Below are 15,885 nucleotides of genomic sequence, written 5' to 3'. Positions count from 1 at the left end.
CGAATACCCCACCTGAGCCCCCGAGACACAGTAGTACATTCTCTACAGCACTGTTCCGCGATCAAGTCTGTCGATCTACTGCCAGCAGCGGAACCAGCTTCCCACGATGTGGAATTCACCTTGGGTGTCCCGACTGATCAGGTGGCCAATCGGCGGGTTGGCTTTGACCGCCGTATGGAGTAGCTCGTGGTGGGGTGCCTGGAACGCCGTCCATCGCGGCAGGCTCTTTGCGTAGTCGATTGAGGTGCGTCCGACCTGGCCGTACGTCAAGCGCCGATTTTTTTGGAGAGTGGGTTAGCTGGTTTCCACGGGTGCGGTGACCGGGCGGAGGTTCAAGCCTGACGCGCTCGGACCTGGCGGCGCTGATCGACAGAGCGCCTCCGCCAGGAGTGCCCGGCCACCCCTGACGGTGGTGTTGTCGATGCGTCTGGCCAACCCGAAGGCCAGCAGGAACGTATCCACGGCGGCCACGGTGTGACGACCCGCTGTTTCTGCGCGGAGACGCTGCGGTTGCCGTAGCACGACCGGCTCTCCAACGGCCCGGTGATCAGCGCGAGGAACTGCTCGGCGGCCAGGACCGGATCGGAGATCCGCGATCGGCCGCCCAGCGCAAGGCGGTCGAAGCGGTCGGCCAGGGCCTTGGTGAGCCTGTCCGGCCCCGGGCGGGATCGGCCGACAGCGCAGACCCTGTGGTGACGCGGCAGGGCGGCACCGAGGACGACGCGGTGCGCGTACCGACGCCGTGAGGACGTGCCCACTGCGGCGTACCGGGATGGGTGCCGCGACCTGCGGCCGGAAACGCACCCGCCGCCGGCCGGGCACTCCGTGACCCCGAACTCGAGCGATTCAGAGAATGCCGATGGCATCTCATTGCTCACCTAGAGATGGGTCGACGTCGACATTCGACAGTGATGTTGACACTCGCGTATGTGTCACCCTTCCGGCGGGCATGGCATACCTCCACTTGAGTCTCGACGGTCAGACGATTCCGCCGTTGGTGTAGATGACCTGACCGTTGATCCAGCGCGCCGGCCCGGCAACGAAGGCGACGTCGTCAGGCCGGCCCAGCCGTTGCAGCGGCGACAGCGAGGCGAGGTGGTCGATCGTCTGCTGGTCCTTCCCGTCGAGGAACAACGGGGTGGCCGTCGGCCTGGTCGCCGTTCGGGAGGCCGGCCTCAGCTGAGCCGGGCCAGCGAGCTCCTCGACGCCGCCGGGCGTGGCCCATCCGGCGACATCGCGTTCCCCCACCACCACGTACGGGCGGTGGCCGGCGCGACCCGGGCCGCGCTGCGCCTGGAGCTGGGGTGACCCGGCAGGTGCGCGGCACGCCCTGGAACAGGCGTACGCGGCGGCCCTGCGCAGGCACGGGTGCCGGTCCTACTGCGGTCCACAGTCGTCGCCGTCGTCTCGGCCCCGTGCTGCAACGGTGGGGACTTTTCAAGGTTCAAGCGAAAGTCCGCCGTGGTTCGACAGAAGGCATGGACAGCAGGATCGAAACGGCTTAATGTCTTCGCCATCACGAAAGTGTTTCGGCGAGGTGAACCGGCGGCGCGGTGATCCATCGACCCCTCCCCCGCTACGGCATCCGGCGCGACGACACGCGCCCCGCCCTGGCATTCGCACGTCAGGAAGGGACGGACAGCCAGTGTCCACACACGATGGCGCAACCGGCCGACGAATGGCGTCGGTCAGCTCCGCACTACTACTGGTGGCCGCCGCCGGGCTGGTCGCCCTCGGCAGCCCGGCACCCGCCCAGGCCCACACCATCACCCCCACCGACTTCCAGCAGGTCACCCTGGCCAAGGGGGTAGCCGAGGTCGGCGAGCCCATGACCATCGCGGTGCTGCCCGACCGGTCGGTGTTGCACACCGCCCGTAACGGCACACTGCGTCGCACCGACGCGGCCGGCACCACCACCGTGGTGGGCACGATCCCCGTCTACACCCACGACGAGGAGGGCCTCCAGGGCGTCGGGGTGGACCCGAACTTCACCACCAACCGGCACGTCTACCTGTACTACGCCCCGCCGCTGTCCACCCCCGCCGGGGACGCTCCGGCCACCGGCACGGACTTCTCCGCCTGGCAGGGCGTGAACCGGCTGTCCCGGTTCACCCTCAACGCCAACTGGACGCTGAACACGTCCAGCCAGGTCAACGTCCTGGACGTGCCGGCCGACCGGGGCATCTGCTGCCACGTCGGCGGGGACATCGACTTCGACGCGGCCGGGAACCTGTACCTGTCGACCGGCGACGACAGCAACCCGTTCGACTCCGCCGGGTATGCGCCGATCGACGAGCGGACCAACCGTAACCCCGCGTACGACGCGCAGCGCAGCGCGGCCAACAGCAACGACCTGCGCGGCAAGATCCTGCGGATCAAGGTGAACGCGGACGGAAGTTACTCCGTCCCGGCCGGGAACATGTTCGCCCCGGGCACCGCGCGGACCCGTCCGGAGATCTACGCGATGGGGTTCCGTAACCCGTTCCGGATGAGCGTGGACAAGGCCACCGGGGTCGTCTACGTCGGCGACTACGGCCCGGACGCCGGTACCACCAGCACGCGCGGCCCCAGTGGGCAGGTCGAGTTCAACCGGGTGACCGGGCCGGGCAACTACGGCTGGCCGTACTGCACCGGCACCAACACCGCCACCGAGACGTACGCGAAGTGGGACTTCGCCGCCGGCACCGCAGGCGCCAAGTACAACTGCACCGGTGGGCCGACCAACAACTCGTTCCGCAACACCGGCCTGCCCACCCTGCCCGGGGCGCAACCGGCCTGGATCCGGTACGCCGGTGACGCCGGCAGCCCGCCGGAGTTCGGTGGCGGCTCCGAGTCGCCGATGGCCGGTCCGGTCTACCGCTACAGCGCGTCGAACCCGTCCACCACGAAGTTCCCGCAGTCCTTCGACGGCCAGTTCTTCGCCACCGAGCTGGGCCGGGGCTGGATCAAGCCCATCCACGTCAACGCCGACGGCTCCCGGGGCGCCATCGACGCGTCGTTCCCCTGGACCGGCAAGCAGGTCATGGACTCGGCGTTCGGCCCGGACGGCGCGCTGTACGTCCTCGACTACGGCACCGGCTACTTCAACGGTGACGCCAACTCGGCGCTGTACCGGTACGACTACGTCGCCGGTGGCAACCGCGCGCCGACCGCCGCCGCTGCCGCCGACAGGACCTCCGGGGCAGCTCCGCTGACGGTGAACTTCTCGTCGGCCGGGTCGTCGGACCCGGAGGGCGGAGCGTTGACGTACTCGTGGGCGTTCGGCGACGGCACCACCTCCACGGCGGCCAACCCCAGCAAGACGTTCACCGCCAACGGCACCTACAACGTCACCCTGACCGTCAGGGACCCGCAGGGCGCGACCGGTACCGCCGGCGTGCAGATCGGCGTCGGCAACACCGCCCCGACCGTCACCATCACCGGCCCGGCGAACGGCTCGCTCTTCTCCTACGGCGACACGGTGCCGTTCAGCATCACCGTCACCGACCCCGAGGACGGCACCATCGACTGCACCAAGGTCAGAATGACCTACGTGCTCGGCCACGACCAGCACGGTCACCAGATCACCTCGGTCAACGGCTGCTCCGGCTCGATCACCATCCCGGTCGACGGCGAGCACGACGACGCGGCGAACATCTTCGCGATCTTCGACGCCGAGTACACCGACGCCGGTGGGCTGACCACCCACAAGCAGCACACCCTCCAGCCGCGCAAGCGCCAGGCCGAACACCTCAAGACGTCCTCGGGGGTGACCCTCTACGACAAGGCCCCGGCCGAGGGCGGCCGGACCGTCGGCAGCATCGACAACGGCGACTGGATCGCGTTCGAGCCGTACCGGCTCGACAAGGCCACCTCGTTCAGCGCCCGGGTCTCCTCCAACGGCGTCGGCGGCACCCTCCAGGTACGGATGGGTTCGCCCACCGGCACCGTGCTGGGCCAGGCGACGGTCCCGGTCACCGGTGGCTGGGAGACCTTCACCACCGTCACCGGCACCATCTCCGGCGCGCCGGCCAGCACCGGCACGCTCTACCTCACCTTCGCCGGGGGCACCGGGGCACTGTTCGACCTCGACACGTTCACGTTCGTCACCGGCGGCACCACTCCCGGCACCGGGCCGGTCGTCGGGCTCGGCGGCAAGTGCCTGGACGTGCGCAACGCGGCGACCGACGACGGCACCCAGATCCAGATCTACACCTGCAACGGCACCGCCGCCCAGACCTGGTCGGTCACCCCGAACAGCACTGTGAAGGCACTGGGCAAATGCCTGGACATCTCCGGCGGAGGCTCCACCGACGGCACGAAGATCCAACTCTGGACCTGCAACGGCAGCGGCGCACAGAACTGGTCCGCCCAGGCCGACGGCACCCTCCGCAACCCACAGTCGAACAAATGCCTGGACGTGTCGAACAACAGCGCCACCGACGGCCAAGCCGTCCACCTGTGGACCTGCCTGGCCGCCGCCAACCAGAAGTGGACCCTGCCGTAACCCGCCTGCCGGGGCACCCACGGGGTGCCCCGGCACCACCCTCCACCCCGTTCGGGAGAGTGACATGCGCAGACTCCTTCGACCCGTCCTCGGCGCGGTGACCGCCGCTGCCGCAGTTCTTGCCGGCACGACGTCGGCGACTCCGGCCAGTGCGGCCGATGCTCCGTACGACGTGCTGGTCTTCTCCAAGACCGCCGGGTTCCGGCACGATTCGATCGCCGTCGGCACCCAGGCGATCCGGGAGCTCGGTGCGGCGAACGGCTTCTCCGTGACCGCGACCGAGGACGCGTCCCGGTTCACCACCGCGAATCTGGCCCAGTACGAGGCGGTGATCTTCCTCAACACCACCGGGGACGTCCTGGACGCCGCACAGCAGTCCGCCTTCGAGTCGTACGTCAACGGCGGCGGCGGGTACGTCGGCGTCCACTCCGCCGCCGACACCGAGTACGGCTGGTCGTACTACGGCAGCCTGGTGGGTGGCTACTTCGCCTCGCACCCGGCCATCCAGCAGGCGAACATCCGCATCGAGAACCGGGCGCACCCGGCCACCGGGCAGCTGCCGCAGACCTGGACCCGCACCGACGAGTGGTACAACTACCAGACCAACCCGCGCGCGGGCACCCGGGTCCTCGCCACCCTGGACGAGTCGTCGTACTCGGGCGGCTCGATGGGCGGTGACCATCCGATCTCCTGGTGCAAGACGGTCAGCTCCGGTCGGTCGTTCTACACCGGCCTGGGGCACACCCAGGGGTCGTACGCGGAGGCAGCGTTCCGCAGCCACCTGCTCGGCGGCATCCGCTACGCGGCCGGTCGGGCGAAGGCCGACTGCCGTCCGGAGACCGGCTACAGCAACCTCTACAACGGGTCCACCACCGGCTGGTCGCAGGCCGGTCCGGGCAGCTTCAGCAACTCCGACGCCACCCTCACCTCCGCCGGTGGCATGGGCCTGTACTGGTACAGCGCCAAGCAGTTCACCAACTACTCCCTCAAACTGGACTGGCGGATGCCCGGCGACGACAACTCGGGCGTCTTCATCGGCTTCCCACCGTCGACCGACCCCTGGTCGGCGGTGGACAACGGGTACGAGATCCAGATCGACGCCACCGACGCGGCCGACCGCACCACCGGTGCGGTCTACACCTTCCAGTCAGCCGACCTGGCCGCCCGGGACGCCGCCCTGAACCCGCCAGGAGAGTGGAACAGCTACGAGTTGCTGGTCGAGGGGGAACGTCTCCAGGTCTTCCTCAACGGGCGGAAGATCAACGACTTCACCAACACCGACCCGGCCCGCTCGCTCGCCGGCCACGTCGGGCTCCAGAACCACGGCACGGGCGACGACGTGTCGTTCCGCAACGTCCGGATCAAGGAGTTGGGCGGTACCCCGCCACCGGGCGGCACCACCACCGTGCAGGCCGAGGCGTTCAGCTCGGCCAACGGGGTCAGCGCGTTCACCAAGGCCGGGGCCAACGGCGGGCAGACCCTCGGCTACGTCGACCCGGGCGACTGGGCCGCGTACCCGGGTCTCGACCTGACCGGGGTCACCTCGTTGCGGGCCCGGGTGGTGTCCGGTGGATCGGGCGGCACCATCGGCATCCGGACCGGCTCGGCCACCGGCCCGCTGCTCGGCCAGGTGGCGGTGCCCAACACCGGAAGCTGGACCACGTACGCCGACGTCAGCACCGCCCTGGCCGGGGTGCCCACCGGTACGCAGACCGTGTACCTGACCTTCACCGGCTCCGGGACCGGCCTGTTCGACCTGGACGACTTCACCCTGGTGCGGGGCGGCGGCATCCCCGGTACCCCGGGCACCGGGCCGGTCGTCGGGCTCGGCGGCAAGTGCCTGGACGTGCGCAACGCGGCGACCGACGACGGCACCCAGATCCAGATCTACACCTGCAACGGCACCGCCGCCCAGACCTGGTCGGTCACCCCGAACAGCACTGTGAAGGCACTGGGCAAATGCCTGGACATCTCCGGCGGAGGCTCCACCGACGGCACGAAGATCCAACTCTGGACCTGCAACGGCAGCGGCGCACAGAACTGGTCCGCCCAGGCCGACGGCACCCTCCGCAACCCACAGTCGAACAAATGCCTGGACGTGTCGAACAACAGCGCCACCGACGGCCAAGCCGTCCACCTGTGGACCTGCCTGGCCGCCGCCAACCAGAAATGGACCCTGCCGTAACCCGGTAGGCAGGCAGTGCCCCCGCTGTCGGACCGGCAGCGGGGGCACGTCCGACCCAGGTCGTAACTGCCGTCCGGTCCGGTGCCCTTGTCGTGCAGCGTGACCACGAGGTCGTCCACCTCCGGCCCGGCGGACCGCAGCAGTCCGGCCCGGGACGGCAGCACGGCAGCCGCCACGCCTCCGTCCCCGGCCGCCCCCGCCGACCGCTCAGTGCCGGCGTTGCGGCAGGACGAGCAGCGTCACGGAGTTCGCCGGGTACGTCGCGCTGACGCCGCCCCGGGTCACCGGGAGATCCTCACCCCGGACGATCGAGGTGAGGTCGGCCGGTCCGTAGGTGAACCGCTGCGCCTTGTCCCTGCCGTGGAATCCGGCGAGTGCCATCCGTGACGTCAGATCCTGGCCCGTCTTGTTGACCACCATGACGGTGAGTGCCTTGTCGGACGAGCGTTGTGCGGCGTAGACCGCGAGCTGTCCCTGGTCGCTGCTGGCCGCCGACACGCTCACGTCCCCGAACCTGCTCCCGGCTCCGTCGTAGTTCCGGTACATCCGGAACGCGTACGCGCCGGGGTCGGTCGGTTTCGGTTCGCCCCAGATGGTGGCCAGGTCCAGACCCTCACGCCCGAAGATGCCGAGCACGTCGGCCTGCGCGAGTGCGCCGTTGATGTCGTCCAGCGCACCCCAGTTGTATTCGGTGATGGCGATCTTCGTGCCAGGGTAGTACTGCGCGACCCACGCCTTCATCTGGCGGATGAACTGCAATGGCGGCGCGTTCACCCCACCGGGACCGATCCACGACTCGTCCACGTACGTCGGATCCCACAACGACCGGGTGGACCGCAGCCGCAGCGCGTTGGCGTCCGGGTCCTTACCCCCGCTGATCTGCGGGTAGTAGTGCTGGTCGAAGTAGTCGAGGAAGCGCTTCCCACGGTGGGCGTCACTGAAGTCCTTCATGTTCTTCAGGTACCACTGGGACAGGTTGAGCCCGCCGTGCGCCGCCGCGTCCGCGCCCGGCGCGCATCCGTCCACACCCGACGCCACCCATTCGCAGTAACCCCAGCCGGACGGGCCGAGCACCGCCGCACGCGGGTCGGCGGCCTTGATGGCCGCAGCGGTCGCCGTGCCCTTGCCGCCCAGTTCGTCGTAGCCCACCGGGTCGGGATGCACGTCGCGGTGGGTGGAGCTCCACAGCACCGGCTCATTGTCGAGTTCGTAGATCGACACGCCGCCGCGTGCCGCCGGGCCGAACTGGTCCACGAGATGGGACACCATCTCGCCCGCGAACGACGCGCCGGCCGGGATCGAGGTGTCCGTGGGGACCGCCCCGGTCAGGTTCGTGTCGGCGTGCCGGCCGTTGCCGCAGTTGGGGTCCCACTGGTCGAACGAGTCCTGCTCCGGGAAGCGGGTGGCCGGGAAGCCGCAGGCGAACGGGTGCGACGAGGGCGAGTCCTTCGCCACCCAGCCGATCAAGGGCACGGCGACCACCTGTTTGGTCCCCTGGTCCCGGTTGCGCTGGACGAACGCCTCGACCGTGTTGTCGGGGCCGGCCACGATGTTCTCGAAGTACCAGTCGCTGCCCGTGTTGTAGGTGTGGTTCTTGAAGTTGTAGCGACTGCTCGCGTTACCGCCCCACCGGGCCACCGGTGTGCCGAGTTCGGCGACGAGCGCGGGGTCGCCGCCGTTCATGCCGTAGATGTCGGGACTGATCCGGTGCCGGGCGGCGGACACGTCCACAGCCAGGGTGAGCCCGTCGGCGGCGGCTGCCGCCGGACCGACGCCCGCCTGGGTGGTCAACAGCCCCACCACGAGAGATCCGGCCACCCCGATCACCGTGGCCGAACGTGGCTCGCGCCGTCGTTGCACCATCAGAAGACTCCCGCCGTCGATCGGCCCAGGACGGACCGAACCCGCCCACATATTATTCACCGTCAATGTCGAGTCAACTCGTCAACACTCAGGAATGCAAGGGCGTCGCCGTGGTGAGCGCCATTCACTGGCACCGCGCCGCGGTGCCGAACTGCCCGTGGAGTTTACGCAGACCCGGGTCGGGGACCACGTGCCGCCGATTTCCACTCGTTGAGCTGGCCGTTCCACATCGAAACGTCGGCGCGACGCCTCTCACCGGCGCTCGGGTTTGTCGCCCCGGATGTGACAGCCGTCGGGCGGCTGCAGCCCGGAGGGGCACCCGCCCGGCGGCGGGTGCCCCTCCGGGAAGGAACCCGTCCGGGGTGACTACCGGAAGGTGACGTCGCTCCTGTTGACCTTGCAGTTGGCGTCGTTCCAGCCCTCACCGAGGTAGCTGGGTTCGCTGCCCTTGGGCACACCCTTGTACTTGCCGCAGATGGTGGCCGAGCCGATCACGACCACGCGGGTGATCGTCGCGGTGTCGTTCCAGTTGCTGTTGATGCCGGCGAGCATGTCGATGTCGTCGACCAGGACGTTGTCGATACGCACATGGCGGGTGTACGAGGTGGTGCAGTTGCCGCAGCCGCGGTACAGCTTGCCGGACCCCTTCAGGTAGAAGCCGGAGATGTTGACCGTGCCGTTGCCGTTGTGCTGGAAGGTCTTGTCGCTGCCGCTACGCGCGCCACCACCGATGACGTACGAGGTACCGCCGTTGGTCTGCTTGAAGGTGGCGGCGTCCTCACCGATGTCGTTCCACCACACGTTGCGCAGGGTGCAGGTGCCTTCGCAGTGCACGCCGTCGCCGGCGGGCGAGCCGAGGATGACGTTCTGCAGCGTGCCACCGTTGGCGATCTTGAACATCGGGTCCTGCGACTCGCTCTGCCCACCGTCACCGATGCAGCAGTAGGTCTTCATCCCGCCGTCGAAGGTGCCGGAGACGTTGACCGTGCCGGAGATGCTGACCGAGCCGGCCGACGACGGCCACGCGCCGGTCGGCGTGCCCGGGTTGCTGGTCGGGCTGGACGTGGGGCCGCTGGTGGGACCGGTGGTCGGGGTCGGACCGCCGCTGGAGTACGTCTCGAACTCGGCGATCCGCGGAGTGCCGGACGCGCTGGTGATGACGAAGGAGACCTTCTTCAGCGACGTGGAGGAGAAGTTGACGGTGCTCGGCGCGCTGCTGCCGCTGGCCAGGACGGAGCCCGTGTCGTTGTTCTTGAGCTGCCAGCCGCTGATCGAGCCGCCGCCCGAGGCCTGCACGATGACGGCCGAGGACACCGTGGTGGCGCTGCCCCACTTGACCGAGACCGTGCCGGTCGAGCCGCTCGGCGACCAGTAGGTGCTGGCGTTGCCGTCGATGACGTTGCCGTAGCTGGTACCGCTGGCCTTGCTGGAGCCGTCGGCGCCGGCGCCGAGGCTCAGGTTCGTGGCGGCGGAGGCGCTGGGCATCTGCAGCGCGAGCGCGATGACGGCACCGGCGACCACGGTGGCACCGCCGGCCAGCCACCGCGAGGCGACTTTGCGTCTCATCTGATTTCACCCTTTCGAGCATGAGCACCTTGTACGGGAAAGCGCTTTCCATCGACCATAGAGGCTGGTCGATGATGAGGCAAGGGTCACACCATCTTCGTCTATTTTGTCCTTTAAGAACTGGTAGGGCGTGTCGGTGCTGCTGCACGGCGGAGCGGTGGGCACACCCGCAGGCACCGCACCGGTCAGGCCGCCCGGCTGAGTGCGGTGGACCTGCCGGACACCCCGGGGTCGCCGGTGGGGGCGGGGCCCGGGCCACCCGCTTCGACAGGCAGGCCGCCCACTGTTCCGGGACCTCGTCCGGTGTGTCCTGGAGTGACTGCTGGACCGTCGCCATCCCGGAGAGCCGGACGGCGACCTCGCCGAGGTGTTCGATCCGTCTGCCGAATCCTCCGCCAGCGCGCGTCTGCGTCCGGCCCGTGGAAAGCGCGGCAGCCTGTGGCCAACTCCCTGATCAGAGAGTCGCGTGGTAGGTATCCCCCGACCGCACCGCGCGATTCGAGAGCGGCTGCGGCGGGCCACCCCGCAGCGAGGAGTACGAACGGTTCCAGGCGCGAGTGCCGCCCGCCCCCGGGAGCGACCGGCGAGGTGGGTGAGGCGCACTTCATACAGAGGTTGAAGGGACAGGTTGAGTGAGGCGCTCATGCGGTGTGGTGATTAGCTACCGTCGCTGTATGAGCGGTGAGCCGTCGGTTCGGGTGGGGTTGCGGGTCGGTGACGTGACTGCGGCGACGACGTTGTATCGGAGCTTCGGTTTTGTCCCGGTGGGCACGGTGCCTGGCGCGGATGGTGGTGTCGTGATGGCAATCCTCCGCAGGGGTCCGGTGCAGTTGCTGGTCGACGCGTTGGTAGGCATCCCGTTCCCGGACAGCGTGCGGGAACGTCGGACGAAGGCCGGTCCGCGTGGGCTTGGCGTTGTCATCGGGCTCGAAGTTGAAGACATCGACGAGGCGGCCCTACGGTGCCGGGCTGCTGGCTGCGTCATCAGTGCCGGTCCGATGGACGCACCGTGGGGGGAAAGGTACGTCGAGTTTGAGGACCCGTACGGGTATGCGTGGAAGTTCTTCCGGTTGACCGACTCCTCGGACGACGGCTTGCGCGCTGTCCACGATGCGTGGTTTGGGCAGGCGGATTAACGCCGCCGAAAGGGAAGCAGACACACCCATCACCGTGTACGGGTCACCCGGCGCAGGCTTGGTGGACATCGCCGCCGACATTGCACGAGTGACCCCAGCCCAAGCCCGGACCGCGGTCCGTGAATACGTCGCCGCCGGCCAGCGCCCCACCACATCGAACGAACCTGGCCATTCGAGATCCGGAGCGATTTCGTAATATCGCGAATTCCTGGTTCTCGGCCGATCGGGCGCGGTCGCCGCATTGCACCCGCACGGGAGGGTGTCGAAATCTCTATGCGGTCCCGGGGAAGAGTGGCGGCGAAAAGGGCGCGGCCACCGCGCGACAACGATGGTTGTCGCGCGATGACCGCGGGGACGGGTGCGGATCAGGCCGCGATGGTTTGCAGGTAGGCGGTCCCTCCACAGGACAGCGTGCTGAGGTTCTTGAACCACATCGCGAGCTGGCGCTGAGATGATCCGTCACTGTTGATGCGCTGGATGTAGACCACGCGGGTGACCTCGAACTGGCAGTAGGTGGGGAAGCTGCCCTGGGGTGACGGGCCGATCACGTAGGCCGAGGTGACGGGATTCGCGTTGTTCCAGGTCGTGGACCAGGTGCCACCGGGGCCCACTGTTGCCATGGAGAACTGCGAACCGATGGTGGTGGAGCCGAGCCGGATGTCGGCCTGGCAGGTGATTGTCCCCACGTTCTTCACCTCCACCCAGATCTGCCGGAGCGAACTGCCCGGCTGCACGGTCCAGACGCGTGTCACCTGGAACTGGCAGGCTGCCGAACTCGTGGCGCCGCTCGGGTTGAGAGCGGCCACCCAGATGGTGTTCCAGGGGACGTTCCAGAGGCTTGTCTGGGTGCCACCCGGGCTGACGCCGCCGGTCGAGGCAAGGACCGAACTGGTCACCGCCGTGAGTTGCACCGTCGCACCACAGGCGATCGAACCGACATTCTTGAGGGTGAACTGGTACTGCCGCTCCCCACTGGGCAGTTGAACATACCGGCTGTTGATCGTCTCGAACTGGCACGTGGCCGAGGTGGTGGCGCCGGCCGGGTTGTAGCCGACCACATAGGCGGCGTCGGCTGGGGCGTTGGTCCAGGTCCAGCCCTGTGTGCCGCCGGCCGAGAGGGTGCCGGTGAACCACGTCGCGGCGATGCCGATCCCGCCCTTCGCGGCATGGCTCAGTCCGCCCGACGCCGCTGCGGCGGCCCGTGCGTCGCGCAGTGACGACTGCGATGGGTGCGACGACTCGTCGGCCTGCGCGACCCCGACCGACGCGACGACCATGCTGAGCGTCGTCACCGCGAGGAGAGCCGCGCGGATTCTTCGTCTCATTGAAGCTCCTTTACCCAGGTTCCCGGGCCATCCGCCCGGCTCCATCAGGCTGCGTTGCCCGGCTTGCCATCGGCTAGCCATCCGATAGCCGCCCTGGCGGCGACACATAGAATCAAGTTCGATACATCGATGTGGGGGCCGGATGACATGGCGCTTACTCGGCCCGGTTGAGGCCGTGGTGCGGGGCGAGCGAGTGCCGCTGGGGCGACCCCAACAACGCGCTGTGCTGGCGTATCTGTTGCTCAATGCCAACGTGGTGGTGTCGGCGGAGCAGTTGACCGAGGCGCTGTGGGGCGGAGCTCTCCCCACCCGCGCACGAGCACAGGTCCAGGTCTGCGTCTCCCGGTTGCGACAACTGACCCGTGCGGCCGGTATGCCCGAAACAATCTACTCGGATTCTGGGGGATATCGCCTTGAGTTGACCGGCGACGACCTGGATGTGGTGGTCTTCTCCGGACTGACCGAAGCTGCGCGTCGGTACGCCGACTCCGGCGAGCACGAGCGGGCCACCACCCTGTTGCGGCAGGCGTTGGCGTTGTGGCGTGGCCCGGCACTCGCGGGCGCGTCCGCCGCGTTCGTACCGGCGGCCGCCGCTAGCCTGCACGACAAGCGGCTTGCCGCGTCCGAGGACCTGTTCGACGCCGAGTTCGCGCTCGGTCGGCACGCCGCCGTGGTGGCGCCGTTGCGCGAGTTGGTCACCGGGAACCCGTGGCACGAGGGTCTCGCCGTGCGGCTGATGACGGCGCTGGCCGGATCGGGGCACCAGGCCGAGGCGCTGCGGGTGTTCGAGCGGATCCGCCGCCTACTCGCCGACGAGCTGGGCATCGGGCCGGGAGCGCGGCTCGCGGAGGCCCACGTCCGGGTGCTGCGGCAACAGTTTCCGCCGAACAGGCCCGCGCCACCGGTCCGGGAACCCGGATCTGCTCTGCGTCCCGCCCAACTGCCCGCCGGCCTGTCCACCTTCACCGGCCGTGGCAACGCACTCGCCGCGATGGACACGATGCTGAGCCAGGCTCGGGAAAGCGGCGCCCTGGCGGTCGTCGCGATCATCGGGACGGCCGGGGTGGGCAAGACGGCGCTGGCGATCCGGTGGGCGCACCGGGTACGGCCGCTCTTCGACGATGGTCAGCTCTTCCTGGACCTGCGCGGTTACTCGCCCGGAGCGGCGATAGCCCCGCTGGACGCGTTGTCGCGCTGCCTTCGCGCGCTCGGTGTGCCGCCCGCACGGGTGCCAGACGACGTCGACGAGGCAACGGATCTCTACCGCAGCGTGCTCGCCGACCGGCGGGTGCTGATCCTGCTCGACAACGCCCGCGACACCGCGCACGTCCGGCCGCTGTTGCCCGGCGGCGCCGGCTGCCTGGTGATCGTGACCAGCCGTGACCGCCTCGGTGGGCTGGCCGCTCGGCACGACGCGCAACGGCTGTCGTTGGACGTGCTCGCGCCGCAGGAGGCCACCGAGTTGTTGACCCGCGTCATCGGCGCGGAACGGGTCGCCGAGCAGCGGGACGCTCTCGCGGAACTGGCCCATGACTGCGCACATCTGCCGCTGGCCCTGCGTATCGCCGCAGCGGACCTGCACGGCCGCCCACACGAGATGGTCAGTGGGTACCTGGCGCGGCTTCGCGCGGGCGACCCGCTGACCGTGCTGACCGTCCGTGACGACGAACAGATTGCGGTGCGTTCGGCGTTCGCCGCTTCGTACCAGACTCTGCCACCGCGACTCCAGCGGCTTTTCCGGCTGTTCGGCCTGGTGCCCGGCTGCGACGTGACAGCGGAGTCGGCCGCCGCGATGCTGCGATGCGGAGCCGGCGAGGCGGCGGACATGCTCTCTCGTATCGCCGATGCGCACCTGGCGCAGGAGCGGACGCCGGGTCATTACGGCACACACGACCTGCTCGGCCGGTACGTGACCGAGCTGGCGAAGATCGAGGACAATCGGGAAAGCCTGGGTGACCTGCTGTCCTGGTACCTCTTCAGCGTGTACGCCGCAGCCGACCGACTGTATCCACAAGTGTTACGCGTGCCCACGCAGCTACCCGCGCCCGCTGGGCCACCGATGCGATTCGCCACCCATGTCGACGCTCTCGCCTGGCTCGACGCGCACCGGCACAACCTCGTCGCCGTTACACGCCATGCGGCGCACCAGGAACTGCACACCGTCGCCTGGTCGCTGGCGGACGCGCTGCGCGGATACCTGTGGCTGGGAATGCACACCACGGAATGGTCCGAGGTCGCGAGGATCGGTCTTTCCGCGGCCCGGGCCGACCGACACGAGCAGGCCGAGGCGGCGGCCCGGCTGAGTCTCGCCGCCCTGCACTGGCGGCTGGAACGGTTCCCCGAGGCGATCGACGACTATCAGCTGGCGCTGGTCTCCGCGAACCGTTCAGGATGGCGCGATGGCGAAGCAGCCGCGCTGGGCAACCTGGGCCCGGTCTTTCGCATGACCGGCCAGCCGGGTGAAGCCCTGCGGGTCATGGAGCAGGCGTTGGAGTTCAACAGGCGCAACGGCCGGACCGCGGGCGTCGCCGTCAACCACAACAATCTCGGTTTGGTCTGCGCCGACCTCGGACGGCTCCGCGAAGCCGCGGACCATCATCACGCGGCGCTCACCCTGGCACACCAGGGCGGGGCAGCCTCCAGTCGGGCACTCATCCTGAGTAACCTGGGCGTCGTCCACCACCTACTCGGCCGGTCCGACGATGCACTACGGACGCTGACCGAGGCACTGGAACTACATGAGCAGATGGGCAGCCGGGGCCGTGCCACAACCCTGTGTGCGCTGGCTCGGGTCCACTGCGATCGTGGCGACGGTCCGCACGCGGCCAGCCTCGCCCGGCAGGCGCTCGACATGGCGCGTACCCCGGGCGAGCCCCGGGTCGAAGCGCTCGCTCTCCACATCCTGGGCATCGTCGAGGGGAGAACCGGAATCCTGTTGGATGCCTTGAGAACTGCGCGCACCACTGCGGATCGTTATATCGAGGCCGATATCACCGTCAGCCTCGCCGAAATCGACGAGCCTGCGGCACCTTCCTGGTGCCATGCGGCGCTGTCCATCACGCGGCAGTGCGGCTATCTGCTGCTCGAAGGCCGGACGCTCGCCGCCCGCGCCGCAGCCGAGTACTCGGCTGGTGACGTGACCGCCGCCTGGCGCAGCGCGCGGCTGGCGGCACAGTCGCACGCCCTGACCGGCCACCAGCCGGGCACGGAGCGAATCGAAAAGCTACTCGCCCTTCTCGCGTCGGAGTCCTTGCCCGGATAGCGGTCCGGCTGCCGCCATCGCGGCGCGTACGACGGACCACCGGGCCGGGTCGAGGGCGAGCT

8 protein-coding genes and 1 pseudogene are annotated in these 15,885 nt (G+C 68.9%); 4 read left to right on the top strand and 5 right to left on the bottom strand.

Annotation, left to right across the window (positions count from 1 at the left end):
* Window positions 1-332: 332 nt before the first annotated feature.
* Entirely contained in the window at window positions 333-866 is a 534-nt protein-coding gene (locus tag AC0AIB_RS02815) for a TetR/AcrR family transcriptional regulator C-terminal domain-containing protein (protein ID WP_465095994.1), read from the bottom strand.
* A gap of 112 nt (window positions 867-978) precedes the next feature.
* Window positions 979-1,158: pseudogene (locus tag AC0AIB_RS02810) on the bottom strand (3-ketoacyl-ACP reductase); the annotation flags it as partial.
* Window positions 1,159-1,678: 520 nt separating this feature from the next.
* On the opposite strand from AC0AIB_RS02810, the gene AC0AIB_RS02805 reads away from it, so the two are divergent.
* Window positions 1,679-4,486: a PQQ-dependent sugar dehydrogenase gene (locus AC0AIB_RS02805; protein WP_465095993.1), complete on the top strand. Its 2,808-nt coding sequence runs from the start codon at window positions 1,679-1,681 to the stop codon at window positions 4,484-4,486.
* A 64-nt stretch (window positions 4,487-4,550) separates the two neighbouring features.
* Entirely contained in the window at window positions 4,551-6,671 is a 2,121-nt protein-coding gene (locus AC0AIB_RS02800; protein WP_465095938.1) for a ThuA domain-containing protein, read from the top strand.
* A 207-nt stretch (window positions 6,672-6,878) separates the two neighbouring features.
* On the opposite strand, the gene AC0AIB_RS02795 is transcribed toward AC0AIB_RS02800, so the two are convergent.
* Window positions 6,879-8,489, bottom strand: a complete 1,611-nt coding sequence (locus AC0AIB_RS02795; protein WP_328345463.1) for a glycoside hydrolase family 44 protein — start codon at window positions 8,487-8,489, stop codon at window positions 6,879-6,881.
* Between the two features lie 411 nt (window positions 8,490-8,900).
* Entirely contained in the window at window positions 8,901-10,100 is a 1,200-nt protein-coding gene (locus AC0AIB_RS02790; RefSeq protein ID WP_465095937.1) for a pectate lyase, read from the bottom strand.
* A gap of 674 nt (window positions 10,101-10,774) precedes the next feature.
* Between AC0AIB_RS02790 and AC0AIB_RS02785 the strand changes: the two genes are divergently transcribed.
* Window positions 10,775-11,236, top strand: a complete 462-nt coding sequence (locus tag AC0AIB_RS02785; RefSeq protein WP_328345460.1) for a VOC family protein — start codon at window positions 10,775-10,777, stop codon at window positions 11,234-11,236.
* 365 nt (window positions 11,237-11,601) lie between these two features.
* Here AC0AIB_RS02785 and AC0AIB_RS02780 read toward each other — a convergent pair whose 3' ends face one another.
* Window positions 11,602-12,561 (bottom strand): hypothetical protein, encoded by a 960-nt coding sequence (locus tag AC0AIB_RS02780; protein ID WP_465095936.1) that lies wholly within the window; start codon window positions 12,559-12,561, stop codon window positions 11,602-11,604.
* Between the two features lie 142 nt (window positions 12,562-12,703).
* On the opposite strand from AC0AIB_RS02780, the gene AC0AIB_RS02775 reads away from it, so the two are divergent.
* Window positions 12,704-15,823 carry an AfsR/SARP family transcriptional regulator gene (locus AC0AIB_RS02775; protein WP_465095935.1) on the top strand — a complete coding sequence of 1,040 codons (3,120 nt, stop codon included), beginning with the start codon at window positions 12,704-12,706 and terminating at the stop codon, window positions 15,821-15,823.
* Window positions 15,824-15,885: the final 62 nt, after the last annotated feature.

This window comes from Micromonospora sp. DSM 43699 (genome assembly GCF_055517075.1).
This window is presented reverse-complemented; position numbering and strand designations above follow the sequence as displayed.

What these genes read in the sequence shown, in the direction of transcription:
- AC0AIB_RS02805 (WP_465095993.1), top strand. Translation starts at nt 1,679, where the DNA reads ATGGCGTCGGTCAGCTCCGCACTACTACTGGTGGCCGCCGCCGGGCTG.
- AC0AIB_RS02815 (WP_465095994.1), bottom strand. Translation starts at nt 866, where the DNA reads ATGCCATCGGCATTCTCTGAATCGCTCGAGTTCGGGGTCACGGAGTGC.
- AC0AIB_RS02800 (WP_465095938.1), top strand. Translation starts at nt 4,551, where the DNA reads ATGCGCAGACTCCTTCGACCCGTCCTCGGCGCGGTGACCGCCGCTGCC.
- AC0AIB_RS02780 (WP_465095936.1), bottom strand. Translation starts at nt 12,561, where the DNA reads ATGAGACGAAGAATCCGCGCGGCTCTCCTCGCGGTGACGACGCTCAGC.
- AC0AIB_RS02785 (WP_328345460.1), top strand. Translation starts at nt 10,775, where the DNA reads ATGAGCGGTGAGCCGTCGGTTCGGGTGGGGTTGCGGGTCGGTGACGTG.
- AC0AIB_RS02790 (WP_465095937.1), bottom strand. Translation starts at nt 10,100, where the DNA reads ATGAGACGCAAAGTCGCCTCGCGGTGGCTGGCCGGCGGTGCCACCGTG.
- AC0AIB_RS02775 (WP_465095935.1), top strand. Translation starts at nt 12,704, where the DNA reads ATGACATGGCGCTTACTCGGCCCGGTTGAGGCCGTGGTGCGGGGCGAG.